This is a genomic window from Alishewanella sp. HL-SH05, assembly GCF_052655985.1.
Map to the genome: position 1 here is coordinate 3,849,169 of NZ_CP199753.1, position 24,156 is coordinate 3,873,324.

14 protein-coding genes, 1 tRNA gene and 4 pseudogenes are annotated in these 24,156 nt (G+C 43.3%); 10 read left to right on the top strand and 9 right to left on the bottom strand.

Annotated features, from left to right (window positions below; all coding sequences use genetic code 11):
* Positions 1-130: 130 nt before the first annotated feature.
* The 4 genes and pseudogenes from ACUJFL_RS17410 to ACUJFL_RS17425 form a co-directional block, all read left to right on the top strand.
* Positions 131-520, top strand: a complete 390-nt coding sequence (locus tag ACUJFL_RS17410; RefSeq protein WP_445426804.1) for an ATP-binding protein — start codon at positions 131-133, stop codon at positions 518-520.
* A 763-nt stretch (positions 521-1,283) separates the two neighbouring features.
* Entirely contained in the window at positions 1,284-1,664 is a 381-nt protein-coding gene (locus ACUJFL_RS17415) for an XRE family transcriptional regulator (protein ID WP_445425665.1), read from the top strand.
* A complete protein-coding gene (locus ACUJFL_RS17420) occupies positions 1,664-2,998 on the top strand; it encodes a type II toxin-antitoxin system HipA family toxin (RefSeq protein ID WP_445425666.1) in 1,335 nt (444 codons plus the stop codon). The genes ACUJFL_RS17415 and ACUJFL_RS17420 overlap by 1 nt, the downstream gene beginning before the upstream one ends.
* A gap of 299 nt (positions 2,999-3,297) precedes the next feature.
* Positions 3,298-3,438 (top strand): annotated as a pseudogene (locus tag ACUJFL_RS17425) (IS3 family transposase); the annotation flags it as partial.
* A gap of 61 nt (positions 3,439-3,499) precedes the next feature.
* Here ACUJFL_RS17425 and ACUJFL_RS17430 read toward each other — a convergent pair.
* Positions 3,500-4,273 (bottom strand): hypothetical protein, encoded by a 774-nt coding sequence (locus ACUJFL_RS17430; protein WP_445425667.1) that lies wholly within the window; start codon positions 4,271-4,273, stop codon positions 3,500-3,502.
* Positions 4,274-4,752: 479 nt separating this feature from the next.
* On the opposite strand from ACUJFL_RS17430, the pseudogene ACUJFL_RS17435 reads away from it, so the two are divergent.
* Positions 4,753-5,133, top strand: a pseudogene (locus ACUJFL_RS17435) (transposase); the annotation flags it as partial.
* A gap of 54 nt (positions 5,134-5,187) precedes the next feature.
* Here the strand turns inward: ACUJFL_RS17435 and tnpC are convergent.
* From tnpC to tnpA, 3 genes are all read right to left on the bottom strand, one after another.
* Positions 5,188-6,768: an IS66 family transposase gene (gene tnpC / locus ACUJFL_RS17440; protein WP_445428130.1), complete on the bottom strand. Its 1,581-nt coding sequence runs from the start codon at positions 6,766-6,768 to the stop codon at positions 5,188-5,190.
* A 92-nt stretch (positions 6,769-6,860) separates the two neighbouring features.
* On the bottom strand, positions 6,861-7,220 hold the full coding sequence (tnpB, locus tag ACUJFL_RS17445; protein ID WP_445428119.1) for an IS66 family insertion sequence element accessory protein TnpB: 360 nt from the start codon (positions 7,218-7,220) through the stop codon (positions 6,861-6,863).
* Complete coding sequence (gene tnpA / locus ACUJFL_RS17450) at positions 7,220-7,504, bottom strand: IS66 family insertion sequence element accessory protein TnpA (protein WP_445428118.1); 285 nt, start codon at positions 7,502-7,504, stop codon at positions 7,220-7,222. The genes tnpB and tnpA overlap by 1 nt, the downstream gene beginning before the upstream one ends.
* A 1,076-nt stretch (positions 7,505-8,580) precedes the next feature.
* On the opposite strand from tnpA, the gene ACUJFL_RS17455 reads away from it, so the two are divergent.
* Positions 8,581-12,144 (top strand): response regulator, encoded by a 3,564-nt coding sequence (locus ACUJFL_RS17455; RefSeq protein WP_445429108.1) that lies wholly within the window; start codon positions 8,581-8,583, stop codon positions 12,142-12,144.
* A gap of 5 nt (positions 12,145-12,149) precedes the next feature.
* Positions 12,150-13,106, top strand: coding sequence for a diguanylate cyclase (locus ACUJFL_RS17460; protein ID WP_445428131.1), 957 nt, complete (start codon positions 12,150-12,152; stop codon positions 13,104-13,106).
* A gap of 88 nt (positions 13,107-13,194) precedes the next feature.
* Here the strand turns inward: ACUJFL_RS17460 and ACUJFL_RS17465 are convergent, their stop codons facing one another.
* From ACUJFL_RS17465 to ACUJFL_RS17480, 4 genes and pseudogenes are all read right to left on the bottom strand, one after another.
* On the bottom strand, positions 13,195-16,488 hold the full coding sequence (locus tag ACUJFL_RS17465; RefSeq protein ID WP_445428132.1) for an EAL domain-containing protein: 3,294 nt from the start codon (positions 16,486-16,488) through the stop codon (positions 13,195-13,197).
* Positions 16,489-16,578: 90 nt separating this feature from the next.
* A pseudogene (locus ACUJFL_RS17470) lies at positions 16,579-17,136 on the bottom strand (methyl-accepting chemotaxis protein); the annotation flags it as partial.
* Positions 17,137-17,312: 176 nt separating this feature from the next.
* Entirely contained in the window at positions 17,313-17,837 is a 525-nt protein-coding gene (locus ACUJFL_RS17475) for a methyl-accepting chemotaxis protein (protein ID WP_445426806.1), read from the bottom strand.
* Positions 17,835-18,614 (bottom strand): annotated as a pseudogene (locus ACUJFL_RS17480) (PAS domain-containing protein); the annotation flags it as partial. The gene ACUJFL_RS17475 and the pseudogene ACUJFL_RS17480, both read right to left, overlap by 3 nt.
* A 449-nt stretch (positions 18,615-19,063) precedes the next feature.
* Here ACUJFL_RS17480 and ACUJFL_RS17485 point away from each other — a divergent pair.
* Positions 19,064-19,327 carry a hypothetical protein gene (locus ACUJFL_RS17485; protein ID WP_445425674.1) on the top strand — a complete coding sequence of 88 codons (264 nt, stop codon included), beginning with the start codon at positions 19,064-19,066 and terminating at the stop codon, positions 19,325-19,327.
* A 169-nt stretch (positions 19,328-19,496) separates the two neighbouring features.
* On the opposite strand, the gene ACUJFL_RS17490 is transcribed toward ACUJFL_RS17485, so the two are convergent.
* Positions 19,497-19,573, bottom strand: a tRNA-Arg gene (locus tag ACUJFL_RS17490).
* Between the two features lie 154 nt (positions 19,574-19,727).
* On the opposite strand from ACUJFL_RS17490, the gene ACUJFL_RS17495 reads away from it, so the two are divergent.
* On the top strand, positions 19,728-21,635 hold the full coding sequence (locus tag ACUJFL_RS17495; protein WP_445428133.1) for an ATP-binding protein: 1,908 nt from the start codon (positions 19,728-19,730) through the stop codon (positions 21,633-21,635).
* A gap of 166 nt (positions 21,636-21,801) precedes the next feature.
* On the top strand, positions 21,802-23,973 hold the full coding sequence (locus ACUJFL_RS17500) for a M3 family metallopeptidase (RefSeq protein ID WP_445428134.1): 2,172 nt from the start codon (positions 21,802-21,804) through the stop codon (positions 23,971-23,973).
* Positions 23,974-24,156 lie beyond the last annotated feature (183 nt).

The window sequence follows — 24,156 nt, forward strand, 5'->3', positions numbered from 1 at the left end:
TCATTTTACACGTGTCACAAGCACTTGCAAATGGATGGTACTTTATATGCAATTAACATATGAAATTAAACATTTTCACTTAGCTCAATTTTAGAGTGCAGTTTATATTTACTAATCGAAGGCCTGCGCGCTGGCTACACAAGCGTGTGATCAGCATCACAGCGTACGTTACTACCGGCTCGGTGAGCTGTTAGATGAGCTACATATCGGGCACGCCGACGGCTCATACCGCCAACAACTGAGCACCTTGGCTAAACGTAAACTACTCATTCTAGACGATTGGGACATGGAAGCATTAACTGCGCGACAGGCTAACGACTTGCTGGATGTAATGGAAATACGCTACCAGCAATCAAGCACCATTATCGCCAGTCAAATACCGACCAGTGAGTGGTACAAACTGATCCCAAGCCCGACAATCGCTGATGCACTATTAGATAGGCTATTACACAACAGTCACCGAATAGAATTAACAGGAGAGTCGATGAGAAAACTAGACCAATCCGATCACTTAGCGTAAAACTACAGTTATGAAAAAGAACGGCTAACAGGTGATCGGATAACTCCGGGAGCGCTGTTCGGAATCACCGAAATACGCAACCATTTCATATACTAATCCAAAGCAATTCTCAATCGAATTCTAAAATAGTTGAAAAAGTGTTCAACTGCAATAGGCCTAAAAGGATTTGCATAAATCACTTTAGTATATTTGGTCTGAATTCAAGCAATATGACAAATTGCGAACACGATGATTTTACAACTAAAGGCTGTTGTTCTTTGAGCGAAAATCAAACGGCATAGCAACAAGGTCTAATGGTTTCGCCAAAAATCAAAATACCACAGAGAACGAATGTTGCTTTGCCAATAACATCTTTAACAGATAATGCTTTAAAAACCCAAAAGCTAATCCTTAGAGAGACTGGGCATTTTTACAATAAATATGAACAAAGAAGCAAGCTTGAGGTTCCATAGCAGCAATAGAATTGGAAGCATAAAAAATTTATCGTAAGCCTCAGAGCACAAAGAGAACTGGATTTTAAGGCGTCAGATGCCAATCCCCCAAGCTTTCAGTTTTTAATATTGGTTTTAATTATCAATTATACATACTCTGGACTGTACTTCTTAATTACAGGTTATATACTGTAATTAAGATTTACAGCTCTTAACCTGTATTTTCATTTACAGCCTGCAAGCTGTTTTAACAAAATACAGGCTTCAATCTGTATTATAAAATTACAGGTTATAGACTGTTAATATATTCTGCATTATTTTTAAGGTGCTTTATGGACTTTCCGCTACAAAACCCGCTACAGCTTAAGCAATACATTAAAGGCTTGCGCAGGAAAGCATCCCTTACACAGGCCGATGTGGGTAAGCTTTTGGGTATTACCCAGCAAAGCTATCAAAGCTTAGAGAACAACCCAGAAAAAATGAGTGTTGAAAGGCTCATTGAGGTTTTGGCTCATCTTAAGGCAGAGTTAATAGTCAGAGTAAATGCCGAGCAGGAAGATGGCTCGCGCACTAACATATCGAAGCATGCTGGAGCCTTTGTTAAGATCCCTTCGCAGCATTTTGTAAGTGAAAACGAAAAGCATGCCGCCCTAAAGAGCGAAAAAAAAATAGTTATGATTGCGAAACCCACAGGTAAAAAGGCTGCTTGGTAATGGCAAAAAAATCAAAGTCACTAGCAATTCTGATGAATGGTGAAAGGGTTGGAGTGTGGAAGCCTGAAAGTGATACATTTCAGTATTTTTCTGAATGGTATGATAGCCCGTATTCACGAAACCTATCATTATCGTTGCCGATGGCTCCTGGCAATCCGCCTCACAAAGGTTCCCCAGTAAAAAACTACTTTGATAATTTACTTCCTGACGCAGAAGCGATCAGGCGAAGACTGGCCACAAAATATAAAGCCGAGAGCGCCTCTGCAGCCGATCTATTGTCGGCGGTGGGGCGTGACTGTGTTGGTGCCATTCAGATCATACCGGAAAATGAAATCGCAACCTTAAACTATGGGTTTGAAGGTGTGGAATTGTCTGAATCTGATATTGCGGAGGTGCTTCGAAATACCGTTAGCGCTACCCCAATTAATTTGGGAAGCGGCATCAATGATGATGGATTGCGTTTATCTATCGCTGGTGCCCAAGAGAAGAACGCTCTTTTGTTTAATGATGGCCATTGGTATTTGCCGGTTGGAACCACTCCAACCACGCATATTCTAAAATTGCCTCTTGGGCTCGTTGGCAACATGAAGGCTGACATGTCTACGTCAGTGGAGAATGAGTGGATATGCGCAAGAATAGCGCATCACTACGGTTTGCCTGTAGCGAATTGCACTCCGATGATATTCACTGATAAGAAAGGAAGTGAAAAGGCTCTCGTTGTTGAAAGATTTGACAGGGTATTTTCAGAAGAGGCCGGATTAATTATACGTATCCCTCAGGAGGATATGTGTCAAGCGCTGGGTGTGAATTCACTATTCAAATATGAAGCAGATGGCGGCCCTTCAGCGCTGGATGTAATGAAAATACTTAAGCACAGCAGCAATAAGGAAGACGGATTGATTTTTTTCAAAACACTTGTTGTTTTCTGGGTGTTGGCTGCCACGGATGGGCATGCTAAAAACTTTTCCATACAGCTTCTGCCTGGCAACAAATATGCAATGACCCCGCTCTACGACATTCTTTCTGCACATCCAGTTATAGGGCGAAAAGCTAATTGCATTCCAAAGCAAAAAGCGAAATTAGCTATGGCAGTAGTATCCAAAAATAGGCATGCAAATATCTTCAATATTATAGCCCGGCAATGGATCAACTTTGGTGAGTATTTGGGTATGCCAACTCATAATGTGTTAGCTGTTCTTACTGAGGTTTTGGAGTTAACACCACAAGTCATAGAGACGGTATCGAAGGAGTTGCCAGATGGCTTTCCTGTTAATGTATCTGAGCCAATATTTAATGGAATGCGAACCTTAAGCGCCAAGCTAAGTTTATTATAGGCCAGGCGCTAACATTAAAAGCCGCGGCTTTCTGCCTTTGCTGAGCTTCATACGCTAACGATGTCAAATGGTAGGCGACGTTTTTGGTTTGATGCGACAGTACATCAATCGCCACGACTGAAAGAAGTTGTAGTCCAACACCCAGATGCTCAATGATGAAGAAGAACATCTGGACTATGCAGCTATTGACCATATATGGATCAATAATTCCCTGATCCGTACCAACACTTTTGGATAACGCACTAAGTGAAAACAATCGCTTCACGAGGTGAATCATGTCAGCATAAAAGTTACATAAAATTCGTACCGCTGAATTTAAAGCTGAAGCCCTGAAACTGGCTGATAAAATTGGTGTTGAAGCCACAGCAAGAGAGCTAAAGTTACACGAATTTCAGTTATATAATTCGCGTAATGCGGCCGTGAAAAAGTCTAACGCCAGCGACATTGTGCCTGAAACAACTAATGCACGCTTTTTTCCCAGCGCTCTCGCCTGACTTTGGCTTACGAAATCAAAGACTTTGCTCTTTTAATATTACGCGCTACTAAGCCAAACAGGCCAAGACAGAAAATAAACACTGTTTGAGGCTCTGAAACGGCCACTTCACCACAGTTTACAGTACAAATTTCTTCTTCAAACCCACTATATCTTACTGACGACTGGGATAAGTTATAAAAACCAAAGCGACCAGCCGAGTTATTTAAATTACTTAAAGAAAAAATAGTCTCATTATCGAATTGGCCACCGTCAATAGTAATTTCAATGTTGGTAGCAGTATAGATCAGCCTAAAGTCGTAAAATACATTATCGAGCCAACCTCTCGAAACACCATAATCGGTATCAAGAACAGAAACGCCTGTGCCTGTGTGTACCCAGAGGCTTTGAAAGCCAGTTACATCTGCCCCTGCTGATATTTTAGATAGTGTAAACCCTTTTTCAGCATTACCACCTCCAGCAAATTGCGCCGATTGTTTCCAATCAAACAAGTAGAAATCGTCTAAACCTGTATAACCAAAAACAAAGCCAATAAAATCATCATCGGACGTAGTTTCTACACCAAATGAACCCGTGAAAACATTGTTAATAAATGAGTCGTTACTTACAAAAAAAGTAGGATTACCATTGATAGTTTGAAGTACTGTTTTTCCATCTGCTGCAACAACCCAATTACCATTTGAGGCATTGCCCTCTTGAGACCAGGAATTTAAATCAATCAACGCAGCGTGAGTGACAAAGGAGAAGCTAAAACAAAATAAACCTAAGAGTGCATTTTTCATTTATTGTCTCATTTTCAAAGCAAATATAACCTTACAAACAAGCAAAATGTACGCCAAAACATATCACACTGTTTTAAAATGCTTTTTTTATTTAGACCTTCCAATTCTGTAAAACATTTTGACACTTCATAGGCACACCCTGCTCCTTGCAACAGTGTGAAATCACAGGTTATCCGATGAGCCAGATCAGACAATGTCGAAAATCACTCAATTTTCTCTGAAAAAAGCGGTTTCATCATCAAGTGACAGACAATTAGAACCATGCGCCATCGCACATCCAACATGGTTTTAAGCGAAGCTGACGCATCTGATTTTTTAACACAGCAGCAACAACGCCTTCGACAATAATGCAGCAAGGACTGGCGATTTACCAGCTGGATGAACAAAATTAAAAGGTCCCACCGCACCAGAGTAGTTGTTTTGTCTTGTTTTCATAATATTCAGAGTCAGTCGACGGTTGGTTAGTAGTTAAAAGTAACTATCACCCGGCCACCATGCTGAAACTATACATTTATGGATACCTGAATCGTATCCAATCTTCCCGCAGATGAGAAAAAGAAGCGCATCGAAATGTTGAATTGATGTGGCTGCTTGAGCGATTAACCCCTGACTTTAAAACCATCGCTGATTTCAGAAAAAATAATGGTAAAGGTATTAAGAATGCTTGCCGTGCTTTCATTGACCTATGCAAGCAAATGCAAATGTTCACTGATGTGATTGTTGCCATTGACGGTAGTAAATTTAAAGCGGTAAATAGCAAATCGAATAACTACACTCCGAGCAGGGTTAAAGGTCACATCGAAAGAATTGAGCAAAGCATCAGCTTATATCTGGATAAGCTCGATGATGCTGATAAAAAGGCAGAGCTTGAAGGTAAGCGTAACAACAACCACACCTTGCGGTGTGGCTGCTGATCAATAAGGCAGGAGTTCTTGCAGTTGCTCGTGGGTATTGGCTTTGGGCAGCTCTGTCAGCAAGCGGCATAAGTAATCATACGGTTCCAGACCATTGATTTTGGCCGTTTCGACTAGGCTATACATTGCAGCACTGGCTTCTGCGCCCGTTTCAGTATTGGCAAACAACCACGCCTTGCGTCCAATCACGAACGGTTTGACGGCGCGCTCAGCACGGTTGTTGTCGATATTTAATCGGCCATCGTCCAGATAGCGGATTAGTTTGGGCCACTGATTCAGGCTATACGTGATAGCGACTCCCAGTAAACTTTCTTTCGTGACACTCTCGCTTGATTTATCCAGCCAGCTTTTAAATTGTTCTAGCAGTGGTTTAGCTAGTGCTTGTCTGGCGTCATACTTCTTGTCAGGCGGTACGGTTTTTAATTTACTCTCCAGTGCATAGAGTTTCTGGATGTGGTTAAGGGCCACATCCGCTTTACCCGTTTTGCCTTTGCCCTGCGCTTTTTGGGCTTCGACGAACTTGCGTCGGGCATGCGCCCAGCAACCGACTAAGGTTGCGTCGGTTTTCTCATATCCGGCATAACCATCTACCTGCAGATAACCGTTAAAGCCGGATAAGAAGTCACAGGGATGTTTACTGCTGCGACTATCCTGATAATCAAACAGCACCAGTTTGGGGCCGGTACTTTTTTCTAAGCCACAGCCATATACCCACATGTAACAGGTGCTTTTCTCAACATCCAGCACATTGACGGTGGTTTCATCTGCCCACAGCACCGGCTGTTTAAGCAGCTCAGCTTTCATTAACGCCAGTAGCGGTTTAAGTTTATCTGCACAGGTTATCAGCCAACGACTCATCGTTTGACGACTAAGCTCAATGCCGGCTTCATTAAACAGTTTTTCTTGTCGGTAAAGTGGCATCCCATAGTGCATTTTGCTGCTGATGATTTGCGCCAGTAAACTTGGCGTGGCCATGCTCTTAGGGATAACCGCAGGCGGTACATCGGCAATCTTAATGTCGACCTTAGTGCCATTGGTTTCACACTGCCGGCAGCTGTATTTCAACCGGACATTTCTCAGCACACGGATTTGCGCGGGCACGAACTCAATTTGCTCACTGACTTCTTCACCCATTTGATGCAGGGCATGGCCGCAGCAGGCACAGGTTTTATCGTCAATGTCATGGATAACATCAACGCGCGGCAGCTCAGGCGCAATGCGTGGGCGGCGTGGCTTGGCGGCTTTCTCAGCGCTCTCGGTCGTCTGAGTATCTGGCTCTGTCGCTACTGACTGCTCTTCAATAAGCTGCTCGGCCTCATTTAAGACTTCGCCTTCACCTTCGTAGGTCTCGCTGCTGGGGCTAAATTTCTGGTACTTCTTCAGGTTATAGCGCTCCAGCAATTGCTGCAGCTTATCCGACAGCTGCTGGTTAACCCGCTCTAGTTTAGCGATGCGTTTGTCTTTTTGCGCCAGTTTGCGCTCAAGCTTTTGCTCATGCTTGGCAAGTAGCGCTGTCTGCTCAAGCAGCATTTTCTTAAGCAGTTCAACGTCATCAGGTAGGGTGTCTGGTATCTTTTTCATGGCCGCTATTGTAACGGCCAATTTGGCTAAGTGCTTGGTAAGATTTAGATTGTTTTGGATGCGATCTACAGGATTTATAGCCGATCGGCATATCAACCCACACTCTGGTAATGCAGCGGCTGGTGCGCGGTGATTTTTTGAATATCGACACCTTGCAACAGCCAATGCCATTGCTGCTCGCTAATCGACAACACTTTACCTGGCATCTGCCTTGGCCAGCGGAATGTGTCTTTTTCAAGTCTCTTGTACCACAGACAAAACCCAGTGCTATCCCAGTACAGCACTTTTAACCGAGTACGCTGCCGATTGCAGAACACAAACAACGCGCCGCTAAATGGCGAGAGCTGCATCTCTTGCTCGACCAGCAACGATAAGCCATTAATGGATTTGCGAAAATCGACCGGCTGTTTATGCAAATAGACCTTAAGCACATCGAGGAACATTTTCATCATCAGAGCGCTCTGAGCAAGACGGCTAACCAGAGTGCATCCGTCCCTGCTGGAAGTTGCAATTCCATATCACGCTTGCGTAGCAGGATATGCCGGGCCAGTGGCGAGCTTTGTGGTGCTAATTCAATGAAACCGGTGTCATCATTCTGATGAGCCAACAACTGGCGTTTACGCAGATTGAAGTAGGTCGGAATAATCCCTTGTCGTTTAGCAAATGCCGTTTGGGTTAGGCCACTTTGGGCTTGCTCGGCGAATAAGGCCAGCCATTGTTCTTTAGTGCGTTTCATGATGATTACCCTGATAATTTAAAGAGGCAGACAGGGTAATGTTGATCAGTTAGGATAGGAATGTGTGGTTGGCGTTACGCTTACAATTTATCTAGCTGATACAGATACCCTTACGACTTTTATTCACCTCATGAAAAAGATCACCCTAAATTACCACCTGCTTCAACTTAAATGGACCAAGGAATGCAATTTCTGTGGGCCATAACTTTCACAATCAAGAACCATCGATTGCAACAAGCATTTGTTAATTTCTAAGATTGCTTTGAGCGAATAGCAAATAGTTATCACCGCATCATAGTGCTCATGTGAAAGTATGCTTTGCTTGATATAGCGGACATCAACGCCCGAAGTTGGTCGGACTTTAAACACAAAATGGCATGCTTATTCTGAAGAAAGTGTCTGCCATCCATTTGTCGAGTTGATTGTCACTCGGAGCGCTCCCAGTAAGACGAATTAACCGCCTACGCAACAATCATCTTCAATACGACCGCTTCTATTGATTTCTGTAGGCCACCCAATTAAGTGTAATTAAATGAATTAGAGGATGCTAATTCATTTTAGCCCTGTTGATTAAATATGACTATTCATATCAACATAAGCTCAATGCAAATTGAACGTTTTGCTTTTTGAGCTTATAGTGATATTTATAATAAGTATCTAATTTACTGGTTGGCTCGACTTAGTTCAGAACAGGCGTGCTGGTGCGACAGTTTCGTGATGAGCGGATCCAACAGTTAAATCAGTTGCGGGGTTGTTCTGAATTTGATTTTGGCTTTCTATCTAAATTATCGGTTCTACCCTTTTGATATCAATCGGAGCCTCCTGAGCATTAAATGACGTCACTTATCTCAGTTCCCAAGTTTTCATTACGCAGTTGGTTAATGTCATTATGGCTACCGTTAGGGCTATTAGTTATTGGCTACTTTGTGGCAACATCAATGGTAGAACAGCAACAACAAGCCCAAGCACAGCAAATTAGTGATGCGGTTACTGCCAGATTAGATCTGATTGCAGAAGGGGTTCGGGAAAAAGTCACGCTATATCAGTACGGTTTACGTGGCACTCGTGGTGCTGTGATGTCACGCACGCCAGAGAGTTTTAATTATCATGATATGCAAACCTATACACAAGTGCGAGACTATAAAAGTGAGTTTCCTGGCGCTCGTGGTTTTGGTTTAATCATCAAGGTTGAACCAAACCAGACTGCAGCATTTTTAAACAGAATGGCTGGAGAGCGGCCAGATTACAACTTCCAACTCAGACAGCTAACGCCGCACCAAGATAGCCTTTTTGTCATTACCTATATTGAACCTGAGCAGGACAACCGTGAGGCCGTGGGGCTTGATATTGGCTCCGAAGCAATGCGCCGCAAAGCGGCATTAGATGCGGCGATAAATAATGATGTCAGGCTCACGGCGCCAATTACGCTGGTACAAGCAAATGAACAAACCCAGCAAGGTTTTTTAATATTAATGCCGGTATACAAAACGGTCATCGTGCCAGAAGGCCGTCAGCAACGGCTTGATCATTTATTTGGCTGGAGTTACGCACCAATACTTATTAACGAAGTACTTAATTCAGTTGCAGGTCTGGAAAACGATGTCTTTCTGCAAATCAGTGACATTACCGAACAAACGCCAATCGCGTTCTTCAGCCAAGAAGTGCAAGACACCTACGACGCAACATTACAACATAAATTACCGCTTTCTATATTTGGTAGACAATGGCAGCTTTCGCTTACGCCAACCAATCGCTTTATTAATGAACTGCAACTGCGCTCTGGCAGCAGCTTATTTTTTGAAGTAATGGCAGTCAGTACCATCCTGGCCCTTGGCGTGTATTTGCTGCAACTCATGCTAATTCGCAGGAGTCAATTAATCCTTCACAAGCAGGAACTGGCAAGCATTGCAGAGCAAACTCTGCTAAAAGCGAATGCTGAGCTTGAACAGCAGGTCGCACTGCGAACGGCGGAGATATCACTTGTTAACATCTTACAGCGCAGTATTCTTAGCAGCGCGGGCTATGCCATTATCGCTACCGATGAAAAAGGCATTATCACGGCATTTAACCCAGCAGCAGAAAAACTCTTAGGCTATCGCGCAGAGGAGGTCCTTTTCCAACAAACCCCGTCTATTTTTCATCTATCAGCCGAAGTGGAGCGCCATGCAGCTAAGTTGACCACTGAGCTCGGTAGCAACATCGCGGTCGGTTTTGAAACCCTTGTAGCGAAAGCGCGTCTGGGGCAAACGGATAATGTGCGCTGGACCTACCTGACAAAAACCGGTGAACAGGTGCAAGTAAAACTAAATCTCAGTGCACTAAAAGATGAGCAAGGTCAGCTAGCAGGCTTTCTTGGTATCGCGTTTGATTTAACTACACAGCTCAAATATGAAGCGGAACTGGCAGAAGCAAAAGAAAAAGCTGAGTCTGCTAATAAAGCAAAATCAGAGTTTTTGGCAAATATGAGCCACGAGATCCGCACGCCGATGAATGGGGTTCTGGGATTATTACAATTGGTAGCCAAAAGCACACTGGATAAACGCCAGGCCGACTACATAGAAAAAGCACATAGTGCAGCGAAGTCTTTGCTTACCTTGCTAAATGATATTTTGGATTTCTCAAAAATTGAAGCCGGTAAATTGGAACTCGACCTACATCCATTTAGTTTGACGGATTTACTTCAGGATATCGGCCTTGTTTTTTCATCTGGTGCAGAGCAAAAAGGCTTAGAAGTGCTTTACGATGTCGCTCTGGATGTGCCTGAGCATTTGTTAGGTGATAGCTTCCGTATTAAACAAGCCCTGATCAATCTGGTAGGTAATGCCATAAAATTTACTGAGAAGGGTGAAATACTCATCTCAATTAGGTCTCAAGCACTGCCAGAGGGCGAGATTAACTTGTCTTTCAGTGTTAAAGATACTGGGATCGGTATGACGCTGGAGCAACAAAACACTCTTTTTTCTGGTTTTCAACAAGCAGATTCCTCCATAAGTCGTCGCTATGGCGGGACAGGTTTAGGTTTAGCCATCAGTAAGCGCCTGGTGAATTTGATGGGCGGCGAAATCAGCGTAGTGAGTGAATTTGGTCGTGGAAGTACCTTTAACTTTAACGTCGTCGTGCGCAAAGCGGAGGAGAAGGCGATACAAAACTCGCAAACGTTTACTCGTAGTAATGAAAAGTTAAGAGTGTTGATTGTCGATGACAACGACAGTGCGCGAATAATTTTACAGGATATTGCGGTCTCATTGGGATGGCAGGCAGAGATTGCGTCCGATGCGCAAGAGGCGTCACTATTTGTCACACAAGCCCATCGCGATAATACTCGCTATGATGTCGTTTTCGTAGACTGGCGTATGCCGGGTATAGATGGCTTAACCTTTGCCCGCGAACTACGGGAATCGCATAGTAGCGATGTTTCACTCATTGTAATGATTACTGCCCATGGAAAGGAGCTACTCAATGAGTACAATAAGGATTATGAGCGTTATCTGGATGGATTTTTAATTAAACCTGTTACGAAAAATATGATGTTGCAAGCAGTTGAGAGTGTTATTTATGAAGAGCCCGACCTGCCGCTCCCGAACTATCCTTCCCCGCACGAGCAACCATTGCAGGGAATATCATTACTACTGGTAGAAGATAATTTGACCAACCAGCTGGTTGCCAGTGAGTTATTGGAGCAACAAGGGGCAACCATCAAAATTGCGAGCAGCGGCGAGGAAGCTTTAAAAATGCTGGAAAGTAATGCAGAGCGCTTTGATATGGTACTGATGGACATACAAATGCCGGGAATGGATGGCTATCAAACCACACGTGAGATAAGGAAGCTACCTAAACATCAGCTCTTGCCGATTATTGCTATGACAGCGCACGCCATGTCTGATGACATAACCGCTTGCTTGGCCGCAGGTATGCAAGATCACATCGCAAAACCCTTTGATCTTAGTGATTTGACGACCAAGATCCTCAATCATCATAAAGCAGGGAAAACACCTCAGGTCAAACAAGTTAATAAATTAAATCTAAATTTTGATGAGGCAGCGTTAGCGTTCTGCCAACAGCATCATATTGAGCTCGAAGCTGCTGTCCAACGCCTGGGTTATTCTCTGACGATTTATATCAATGTATTAAAGCAATTTAAGCTGGATCTTAGGCAAGCATTACAACAACTGGAGGATAAAACACTTACCCGTAGTAATGCACGATTGTTATTTCATAGCTTAAAAGGTGCCGCAGGCACACTTGGCTTCAGCAATCTAGCAACGCTTGCCACCCGTTTAGAGGATGGTCTGCGTGAGCACAGTGATGATGCTTATCAGGCGGATAACCAGGTTCTGGATAAGCTGAATTTAGCTTATAACACTGCAACAGACTTGCTGAATGTATTACAAGGCGAACAGCAAATAGTCACCGAAAAAGCCCCTGTTAGCTCGCCGGCACAGGCCCATCAGTTAATGACGCTAAAGCAACATCTCAATCATGCTAACATGACAGCGTTACCACTTTATCAGCAATTAGCGCCGTCACTTCAAGCTCAAACACCTGAACTAAATGAAGAACTCGAACAAGCTATAGTCAATTTGGCTTTCGAGAAAGCAGTTGTGATAGTTGATAAAATAATAAATAAATTCCGAGAGTAGTTTCTATGTCAGCTGACACTTTACCAAATGTGGCTATCAACCAATCACCCGCAACCATTTTGGTTGTCGATGATCAACCTATTAATATTCAGATTGTCTATCAGGTTTTAGGCAACGAATACAACGTTCTGATGGCCACAAGCGGCCAACAGGCAATCAAAGTTTGTCACGACAGTCTGCCTGATCTCGTTTTGTTAGATGTAGTCATGCCTGAGCAGGATGGATTGGAAACATGCAGGCAATTAAAAGCCGATAAACAACTGGCAGAGATTCCGGTTATATTCGTCACTGGTTTGCATCATCAAACGGATGAAGATGCCTGCTGGGATGCCGGTGGCGTCGATTTTATTCAAAAGCCTTTTAATGCCAATACCTTACGCAACCGTGTAAAAGTGCATCTAACACTAAAAAGACAATCTGATGAACTGCGATCTCAAGCATATCTGGATGGATTAACCGGTATTTATAATCGTCGCTATTTTGATAACGTTTTATCAATCCAACTTGCCCAACACAGACGTAATTTAAACCCTCTTGCAGTAATGATGGTGGATATTGACTACTTTAAGAAATATAACGATACGTTTGGCCATTTAGCGGGAGATGATGCTTTACGTAAAGTCGCCAATACCCTAAAGCATAGTATTTCTCGACCTGTTGACGTGGTCGCCCGCTATGGAGGGGAAGAATTTGTAGTGTTGCTCGCCGATACCGATATCAATGGTGCAGTAACCGTGGCAAAAAAGATGCTGAATAATGTGTTGGAACTGGATATCGCAAACCCCCAGACCCCAACCACCAAATTGAGTATAAGCATTGGCATTGCCGTCGCCGATAAAGCCAAAGGCTATGATAGCAATATTCTAGAACTGGCAGACCAGCAGCTTTATAAAAGCAAACAACACGGCCGAAATACATTTTCTGTCATGGAAATTACCCCCGAACTTTTATCAGCGACTTAGACCTGAGTGGTTTAAGCTGGATTAAGATTTTTCCTTTAAAGCATCACGAATGAATATCGGCTTACTCCTAAAAGTAGATGTTTAGATGTTAAAAATGCAGCTCTTCTATCCGACAAGGTTTCCCGAACAAATAGCCTTGATAGGTGTTACACCCCATACTCTGTAATAACGCGCGCTGCGCTTCTGTTTCAACGCCCTCAGCTATGACTTGTAGCTCCATGGAATCGGCTAACGTTATAACTGCTTGAGCGATGGCTCTGTCATTACTGCTATTGATAATATCTCGTACAAATCCTTGGTCAATTTTTAACTGATTTATTGGCAATTGCTTTAAGTAAGATAAGGATGAATAACCTGTACCAAAATCATCGATTGAGAAAGCCACGCCGTGTTGCTGCAACTCTTGCATCTTAGCTTTAACATCGGGGATATTATTTGCGAGCAGCGTTTCCGTAATTTCCAACTTAAGTAACTGTGGATTTGCACCTGAGATTTCTAATGCATTGAAAACACTCTGAACAAAATTATCTTTGCTAAATTGAACTACACTTATATTAACCGCAATGCTAAGATGTTGTTTTTCCGATTCTAAAGACCATTTTGCCAGAGTAGCGCAAGCTTCTTGTAGCACCCACTCGCCAATGGGCACAATAAGACCGGTTTCCTCCGCTAAGGGGATAAATTGCAATGGTGACACCATTCCTTTTTCTGGGTGTATCCAACGCAACAACACCTCAACACCAATACACTGCTCCAGATGATCGACCTGTTTTTGATAGAAAAGAACAAATTGCTGGCCTAGGATTGCAGCGTATAAGTCGCTAATAATTGTTGCTCTTGAGCTTACTGCGACTTGCATTTGTGGGTCAAAAAACTGCACACCATTTCGGCCAGCATATTTAGCCTTGTACATAGCCATATCAGCTTGCTTTAACAAATCTTCTTTTGGAAGGTTCCCATTATTAAAAAGTGTCACACCAATGCTAGCAGAACTATTGTAAGTCAGACCGTCAAGATTATATTCCTTCGCTAAATTATCCATGATTTTTTGCGCAAGTCCTTCAGCCTGGTTCGCTGCTAATGTTGGATCATGACTTAAATCTGATGCAATGATAACAAACTCATCGCCGCCTAAACGCGCTACTGTATCACCTTGTGTAACTGAATTGACAAGACGCTCAGCTACCAGACACAACAGTAAGTCACCTTTATTATGACCAGCACTATCGTTGAGGTCTTTAAAGTTATCCAAATCAAGAAATAGTAACGCCGAGAAATTATTTGTACGAGCGCTATGGTTTATAGCTCCCGCCAATCTGTCCAACAACAGACGTCGATTAGGCAAGAATGTCAGTGGATCATAAAATGCTAGCTGGTGAATTTCATGTTCACGTTGTTTACGCTCAGTGATATCCCTGACAACACCGATAAAGTTTACTTCTCCAGCCATTTGAACTTCAACAACTCCAAGTTCAATGGGAAACATAGAACCATCTTTATGCAAGGCCTCAAGCTCGCGAATACGTCCGGTAATGTTGCTTATGCCACGTTCAATGTAATTTGATAAGTAACTATCATGATGCTCCCGATGAGGCGACGCCATAAGCATGCTGATATTTTTTCCAAGCGTTTCATATTCCGTATAGCCGAAGATTTCCTGTGCCGCGTGGTTAAATGTCAGAATTTTACCACGACAATCAATAGTAATAATGCCATCAAGTAAGCCTTCTACAACGGCCTCCATCTGCCGTGACTTATCACTAAGCGCTCTTTCTGCAATTATTTGGTCATTAATATCAAAATGCGTACCCAATAACCATAGCGCTTTGCCATCATATGTCCTTGAAGAAACACGCCCTCTGGTATTTATCCATATCCATTGACCTTTTTTGTGTTTCATACGAATATTGGCTTCATATATAGGAATCATACCTGCCACGTGCTTTTCAAGAACAGTTACACAATAAGCTAGGTCGTCAGGATGCGTTAACCTCTCCCACGTGACTCTGTTTATTGGTAATAACTCAGAAAGTGTGTAACCCAGTAGTGCGGCCCATTTATCATTGATAATCAACTCACCCGTTTGAATATTAAAATGCCATGTGCCTATATTGTTAGCGTCTATTACGGCCTTAAGTAAATTATCACTGTTTCGAATCAGTTCTTCATCCTGCTTCTCTTTTGTAATATTTGTTTGAATTGCAATATAGCCGCTCAAACTACCACTTTTACTAAATAATGGGTTACAAGCTATCCTAACCCAGTAGGCGTTTTGTGCTTTTGAATAATTTACAATATCAACATTAAAGCCGTCCTGTTGGGCAAGAGCATCTCTCATTATTGCAATAGTGGCGGGGGCAGTATCTAGCCCTTGTAATAACTCCCCTGGTTTTTTACCCTGCATTTCTTCAATGCTATACCCTGTAAGAGAGGAGAAGGCCTCATTAATCCATACAACTCGACCTTTTACATCTGTTATTACCACGCCATTGGTAGTCTGCCTTGCAACTTCAGAGAGGCGTCTTATTTCTGACTGTGCTTCAACTTGTGCCGTGGTATTACGAATGACCACTAATACTTCATTATCATCAATCTTTTTGTATCGGGCTTCGAACGATTGATTTGACTTTTCAAACGTGTAGTTATGATGAATCACATTGTTGTTACAAAAGGCTTGCTTGAGGCATTCTACGAGTTGTTGACCTAGCTCATTGGGTAACACCTCGAGAACGGTATGTCCCAAAATTTCTTGTTTAGGTTTAGGTAAGTCAGGATGCTCTTTACAAACCAAAAAACGACAGTTTCGATCAATGACAAATACCATATCAGGCAGTGTTGCCAATATTGAGGCTTTTCTTGCCATGCCTTTAAAGAATTGCTCTTGAAGTCGATCTTGATCTACTTTGGCGATTTCATACTCTACCATGTCAGCAAATTCGCGTAGCTCATTCTGCTCTTTTACTGAAAAGTCTCTGGCAGCTGAGTCAATAAGACATAGGGTGCCGATAGGTTGCCCGCTAGACTCTCTTAAGGGAGCACCGGCATAAAAACGAATATGTGGAGCTTGGGTCACTAAAGGATTCGACGCAAAGCGTTCATCTTTTGTTGCATCTGAAACGATAAAAATATCATCATGTAATATGGCATGCCCACAAAACGAGATATCACGATTTGTTTCGCAAACATCAAGCCCAACCTTTGATTTAAACCACTGCCTATCACTATCAACCAAAGATATGAGACATATTGGCACCTCAAATACGGACGCAGCCAATCTGGTAATGCGATCAAATCGCTTCTCAGCGGGAGTATCTAGTAAATTTATCTGCTGTAACGCAAGTAGACGAGTAGCTTCATCAATAGGGAACTCAGGTGCGTTCAAAAGTGTCTCCAACAATTTACTTATCAATTGAGAGCTATCAATTGCACTACAATAATCTTTTGTTTATATAAGGCTTCTGCGTTTGAGAGGCTAACGCTTAAACCGCACTACAAGCTCATGAAGCTCATCAGCTATTTTATTCAAATAAATAATGGTTTCAGAAAGTTGCATCGAACTGTCATTACTCAAATCGGCAAGGGTGGAAATGTTAACAATTTGACGATTAATATCCTCAGCAACATGAGCTTGCTCTTCTACTGCCGCAGCCATCTGAGTAGACATGGAGGCGATTTGGCCAATCGATTCTGAAATGCCGCTTAACATTCTGCCACTTTCAATAACATTAGAAAGCCCCTCTTCGGCATCAATAGCCCCTGCATCAGCGACTTTTACGGCATCACCTGCTCGATTAATTAACTCGTTAACTATACAGTAGATTTCTTTTGTAGATTCTTGAGTGCGTCTAGCGAGATTTCTGACTTCATCAGCAACTACCGCAAAGCCACGCCCTTGCTCGCCCGCTCGTGCGGCTTCAATAGCAGCATTAAGCGCAAGTAAATTGGTTTGCTCGACAATCTGTTCAATCATTTGCGCAGCACTAGCAATTCGGGAGGTTTGTTCTGAAACGCCGCGAACAGAGCTACCAATTTGCTCTACAGTGAGTTTTAACTTTTGAACCTAATGAAATTTTAAAAATAAAGTACCACATTAGCACATAAACACAAAAGTGGTTTAAAACGAATAAATAATCCCCGCACTGTCATAGGCAAACTGCGAGGATCGAGTGACATACATTCAAAAAACTGGCCTATTTCGATGTTAACTTACGGTTTTAGTCTTTGCACCACATCCACAAAATTAGCAACACCTTGTGCAACATCGGCGATACCAAGTGACACTTCCATGATACGCTCTTGACCATCAGAGCTAATACTACTGATCCCAGTTAATTGCGAATCAATTTGACTGATTAAATCTGAGTTCGTTTTTACCACTGATGAAATTTCGCTGGTTGCTTCTGCGGTTCTGCCGGCGAGTTTACGAACTTCATCTGCAACAACCGCAAAGCCTCTGCCTGATTCCCCAGCCCTTGCAGCCTCGATTGCTGCGTTTAACGCCAGTAGGTTAGTCTGATCAGCAATGCCACGAATAGTGTTGACAATATCAGCAATGCTTTTTGATTCATGGCTAAGCTGTGAACCAATATCGCTGGCTTTTTTAACTTGCACAGCAATTGTTTCTGAGGTGCGAACCGCGTCTTCAAGCACTTTGCTGGCATTTTGTGTAATTTGTGAAGTTTGTTCAGACGTTGCCGCAGCAATATCAACCGCTTGATTTGCCGCTAACACCCGCGCAGTGATGTCTGAAGCAAATTTAATTACTTTGTAGACTTTGCCCGTTTGGTCTTTAATTGGGTTATAAGTTGCCTCAAGCCAAATATGTTCGCCTTTTGAGTTTTTACGCTCAAAGCGGCCTGAATACACCATGCCATTTTTGAGCTTTTTCCAAAAATCCGCATTGTCCCGATAGAAGCTTTCAAAGCAAAATATTGAATGGTGTTTGCCTATTAGCTGCGACTCTTGGTAACTCATGGTATCTAAAAAGTTTTGGTTGGCAGATTGCACGACACCATCAGGGTTAAATTCGATAACCGACAGTGAACGATGTAAGGCTTCTATAATTGCGATTTTATCGAGTAGATCAAATTGCTTTTCGGTAATATCGTTGGCGATTTTAATAATGCGAATGACTTTTCCAGCGGCATCCTTGACCGGTAAGTAGGTCGCTTCGAGCATGATCATTCGGCCTGACTTTCCAAAACGAGTGAAAGTGCCGTTATGTTGATTCCCATTACTTAACTCTCGCCAAAAAGAAGCATAAGCAGATGAGTTGGAAAATTCATCTGAACACAATAAGCGGTGTTCTTTACCTATCAATTCATCTGCATTGTAACCAACGATATGCGCAAACATTTCACTGACTTCGATAATTTTTCCAGAGGGGGTAAAGGCGATAAAGGCCGTATTCTGTTTAATCGCCTCAAGGCTGTATGATAAATCAACGCACTTCTGCTTTTCTTTTTCAAAAACAGCAACATCAATACTTTTATTTTGGAAAAATAACATAACACCACCTTATGGTGAAACCGATTTTGTTTTGTCAACGAGCATTCAAGCGATTAGGTTTTATAAAGAAAACGTAAATACCCCAAACACATGTACCCAAAGTTTAAAAGAGTGGCTTAACTGACTAAAAAACAGTCTGTTCATAATATAATGTAATGGTAAACTAATTTTGGCAACGTATTTATAATTAAACCAATATCTGCGCTCGGTTTGCTCTGCATTCGAAAACAGTCGTTCAACTCAGGAAAACGGTAATTTCCGCTATTTGCACAAAGCTGCTATCCGAATAAGTGGTACTTTTAGTGAAAGTGCTGGTGCAGTGAATTTGCAACAAATGGTAACAAGCACTTGCAAACGGGTGGTACTTTTTATGCGAGAAGAACCGCGATTTTCGGGATTTTGTGCTTAGCCGTTTTCGCAGCATCAATGGTATAGAAGGCGATACCAAGATGACCAAAGAGCAGGATGAACGTTGGAATACCACTATTGATATCGTGCTGGTGCCTGATTCCCGCTTAACAGACTATCAAAAAGCCATTATTGCCGAAGATTACAATATGCAACACGGCAAGCGGGTGTTCTCAGTGCGCTCGGCGCTAGTGCCTTATGCCGTGCAGGCGTTAAACCTAGATTTAGCGAAAATAGAAGCGCGCCCGGAGGCGCAGCAAATTATGGTAGCGAACTTGGGTGAAGTGAGGAGGCATGCGTTTTGATTGCTCACTAAAGTGTATTTTTACTTAGCAATACAATCAGGATTTCGGACAGAGGTCAAAAAACGCAGTTTTATAAATAATGAAAATGTGGGTTTGTCACGATTGTGTCACCGATTTGTCACCGGGCATAAAAAAACCACTCAGCTTTCGCGTAAGTGGTTGATTTATATGGTGCACCCGCCGCGATTCGAACGCGGGACCTCTGCCTCCGGAGGGCAGCGCTCTATCCAGCTGAGCTACGGGTGCAGCGATAGAGCGCGCATTATAGACAGGCTTTGGCGCTAAGTCTATTGCTGGGGCGTTGCTTTTTTAGGCGAACAGTTCGAATCTTTTTTGCATCTGGCGGTAAGTGGCTATAATCTGACTGTATCATTCCATTTCCTAAGGCTATTCCCTTGTTATGCTGAACTACCGCTCTGGCCTGCAATTATGGCAATGGTTTGCTTTGGTCGCGTCGTGCCTGCTGTTTTTAGCGGGCGTTGAGTGGTTTTTAAATAATGAGCAGCACCGGTTGCGCGCTGAACAACTGCAGCAACGCTTAAATACGGCCGAGCAATTACGCTCGCAGTTAGAGAGCGAATTAAATATTTCGTCTTACTTAACCATTGGTTTGGCATCTTACATTGTTGCGATGGACGGTAAAATTAGTAACAACGAGCTAGACGTGTTATTGCCCGGCTTGGTGAAACAAGCCCCTTATATTAGGAACATTGGTATAGCGCCAGCGAATCGTATTACTTACATCTTTCCGTTGGCCGGCAACGAGCAGGCATTAAACTTATATTATCCCGATTTAACTGAGCAATGGCCGGCTATTGCCAGCATTATTGCGGATCGAAATGCTAAACTCACTGGCCCGATACATTTGGTGCAAGGGGGTATTTCTTTTATCTATCGCTACCCCATTTTTATGCCCAACGGCGAGTACTGGGGCATTGTCAGTACGGTAATCGACATTGAACCTATTTGGCAGCGTCTGGAGGAGCTTTCAAAGCAATTAGCATTACCCATTGCGCTGCGTAGTAAACTGCCTGACCAGCGGTTTACTGAAAGCTTTTTTGGCGATAATGCTCTTTTTAACAGCAAAAACCCTATTCTAAATGTATCGATAAGAGGGGCAAAGTGGCAAATGGCCATCCCCGCAGCGGAGTTGTCTGAGCAACGCGTGTCTGGGCTTCGGGGTATGCTGTACAGCGCGGGCATTATTATGCTGTTGTTACAGTGGCGCATATTTTTCTCGATGCAACGCTTAAAGCAAAGTGCCAAAGCATTAGGCGATAAGGAAAAAACCTTGCGTAGCATTCATGATAATGTACTTGATGGCATTATTACCGTTGACGCACGAGGTATTATTAAAACCGCAAACCGAGCCTGTTATCGCATTTTTGCTTACCCTGCCAATAGCTTAACGGGTAAACATTGGACCTGTTTGTTAGATCCCAGTGAAGATAGCGCGAAAATCTACGATCCTGAACAGCCTGTCCAAGTTGAAATTGAATGTTTAGGGCAGCGCGCTGATCAGCAGAGCTTCCCATTACAACTATCGCATACCGAGTTACCTCTGCAACAAACTCAACGCTTGTTTGTATTACGTGATATCACTGAACGCAAACGGGTAGAACGCCTACAAAACGACTTTGTCGCAACCGTGAGCCACGAATTGCGCACACCACTTACCGCCATTAATGGCAGTTTGAGCTTAGCACTGGGCGGTGCTTTGGGTGAATTAACCGAGAAACAACATAAAATACTGCATTTAGCCCAGCAAAGTTGTAAGCAGTTACACCAACTGGTGAACGACCTACTCGACTTTGAAAAGCTAAGCAGTGACCATATGCGTTTTAATGTGCGGCCGGTTGATATAAAAGCCTTGTTACTACAATGTATTGCTCAATTGCATGGGTTACATCGTACCATTGAGCTAAAAGATAGTTCTGCAAACAGCCTTTGGGTGTTAGCCGATGAATCACGCTTACGCCAAGTGGTGATCAACCTACTTTCTAACGCCATAAAATTCTCTTCGGCAACGTCGACCGTGCATATTCGGCTAGAGCAACAAGAGCAAACAATCAAAGTGTGTGTTATCGATCATGGCAAAGGCGTGCCACCGGCTTTTGAGCCTATGCTGTTCCAACGTTTTGCCCAAGCCGATAACCCGACAGTGCGTGAGCAAGGCGGTACAGGCTTAGGCTTGGCGATTTGTAAAGAAATCATTGAAAAACTGCAAGGTACTGTGGGTTATGAACGGCTAAGTGATGGCAGCTGCTTTTACTTTACCCTACCACTGAATACGCCAGCAGAAGACTGAGCGTGTTACAACAGCAAAACAAGGGCAATTGGTCTGATATTATGGTGATTTAGTTGCAAAACCGCTTTTTCTGAGAGCATTATTTGGCATACTGAAATATTACTATATGCCGCTTAAAAGGCATTGTATAACTATAAAATTACCAAGCTAACCCATGGAGCACATCATGCGTAAATCATTACTCGCTACGACTATCAGTGCTGTACTTGCACTGAGCGCCTGTACAGACAACACCACCCCAACTCAACAAGCGAATCAAGCTGCCGCACCGGCTGCGGTTACGGATGTAACAGTGAGCAACCCGTTTTTTCAAAAAAGCACCTTAACTTATGAAGCGCCAGATTTTGCCGCCATTAAAGATGAGCATTTTTTACCAGCTTTTACCGCGGGTATGCAGCAACATTTGGATGAAATTGCGGTTATTGCCAATAACCCGGAACCTGCAACCTTTGAAAACACCTTGGTTGCTATGGAAAAAAGCGGTGAATTATTAACGCGCGTTTCTCGCGTTTTTTATAACCTGACCGGCACCGACAGCAACGAAGCGCGCCGTGCCATTCAAAGCGAATTAGCACCGAAAATGGCTGCGCATTCAGACAATATCAATTTGAACCCTGAGTTATTCGCCCGTATCGAGCAAATTTATACTACTCGCAATGACTTAAACTTAGATGCCGAATCGTTGCGCTTGGTTGAAATATATTATGAGCGCTTTGTGCGAGCCGGTGCCAAACTCAACGACGAACAAAAAACCGCGATCCGCGCACTGAATGAAGAACATTCCACTTTAACCAACAAATTTGCACAAAACCTGTTAGCCGAAACGGCAAATATTGCAGTTATCGTTGATACCGCAGAAGAGCTCGATGGCCTTTCCGCAGCACAAATTACTGCAGCGGCCAATGCGGCTAAAGAGCGTGGGCATGATGGTAAATATTTAATCAGCATTACCAATACCACGCGCCAGCCCATTTTAAGTTCGTTAAATAATCGCGATGTACGGCAACGCGTGTGGGAAGCCTCGGCTAACCGTGCGCAAAGCGGCGAAAACAGCAATACCGATATTGTGGCTCGTTTAGCGCAATTACGCGCTGAACGCGCACAACTGCTCGGCTATGATAATTGGGCCAGCTTTACTTTAGAAAACAACATGGCAAAAACACCGCAAGCGGTATTTGCTATGTTAGGTTCAATGGCCCCTGCGGTAGTTGCCAATACCAAGCAAGAGCAAGCTGAGATCCAGGCAATGATCGCTGAAAAAGGCGGTGATTTTGAAGTACAACCTTGGGATTGGGAATACTATGCTGAGTTTGTTCGCCAAGCAAAATATGACTTAGACGAAAACGAAGTTAAACAGTATTTTGAATTCAACCGCGTATTAGAAGACGGTGTGTTTTATTATTTAAACCGTTTTTATGGCATTAGCTTCAAACCTCGACCAGATTTACCGGTTTATCATCCTGATGTTGTCGCTTATGAAGTATTTGACGCGGATGGTAGCAGCTTAGCCATTTTCTACGCCGATTACTTTGCACGTGAAGGCAAGCGCGGCGGGGCTTGGATGAGCGCCTTTGTAGGGCAATCACATTTGACGGGGCAAAAGCCTGTTGTAGTTAACGTCATGAATATTCCCAAAGCGCCAGAGGGGCAACCTACGTTAATCAGCTATGATCACACCACTACCATTTTCCATGAGTTAGGCCATGGTGTTCACGGTATGCTCTCAAATGTTAAAAACCCTTCGCTGGCAATGACTGCGGTATCGCGTGACTTTGTTGAGTTCCCGTCTACCTTTGAAGAAGACTGGGCACAACATCCCGAGATTTTAAGCAACTACGCCAAACACTATCAAACCGGTGAGCCGATCCCTGCTGCCTTATTAGAAAAAGTGATTCGCTCGCGTAGCTTTAACCAAGGCTTTGATACATTAGAGTATATGTCTGCCGCGTTATTAGATATGGAATGGCACTCATTACCGGCCGATGCGCCACTGCAAGATCCGCAAGCTTTTGAAGCCGCGGCATTGAAAAAGCATGGTGTTGATTTACCTGCCGTGCCACCACGTTATAAATCAAATTTCTTCTCACATTCGATGGGCGGTGGCTACTCAGCAGGCTATTACGCGTATATGTGGAGTGAAATTCTTGCCGCCGATGCCTTTGCTTATGTGCAGAAGAACGGTGGCTTAACGCGTGAAAATGGCGACCATTATCGTAAAAACATTCTAGAAGTCGGCAACTCACGCCCAACCATGGATTCTTATAAAGCGTTTCGTGGACAAGAGCCAACCACAGATGCATTGTTAATTCGTCGCGGTTTAAAAACCAAGATTGACTAAGCTGCAGGCTAATTAATGCTAAGCCGTTGTACATTTAGTATTTAAAGGTTTGGCATTAAGCTTCGCCAGTGCACACAAAAACCAAAGCCCCGCAAAATGCGGGGCTTTATATTTACTGCTCACGGCTAACTTAGCCTTTCATGCTGCCGGTTTGTTCAACACAGATAAAAGCGTTGCCACTCA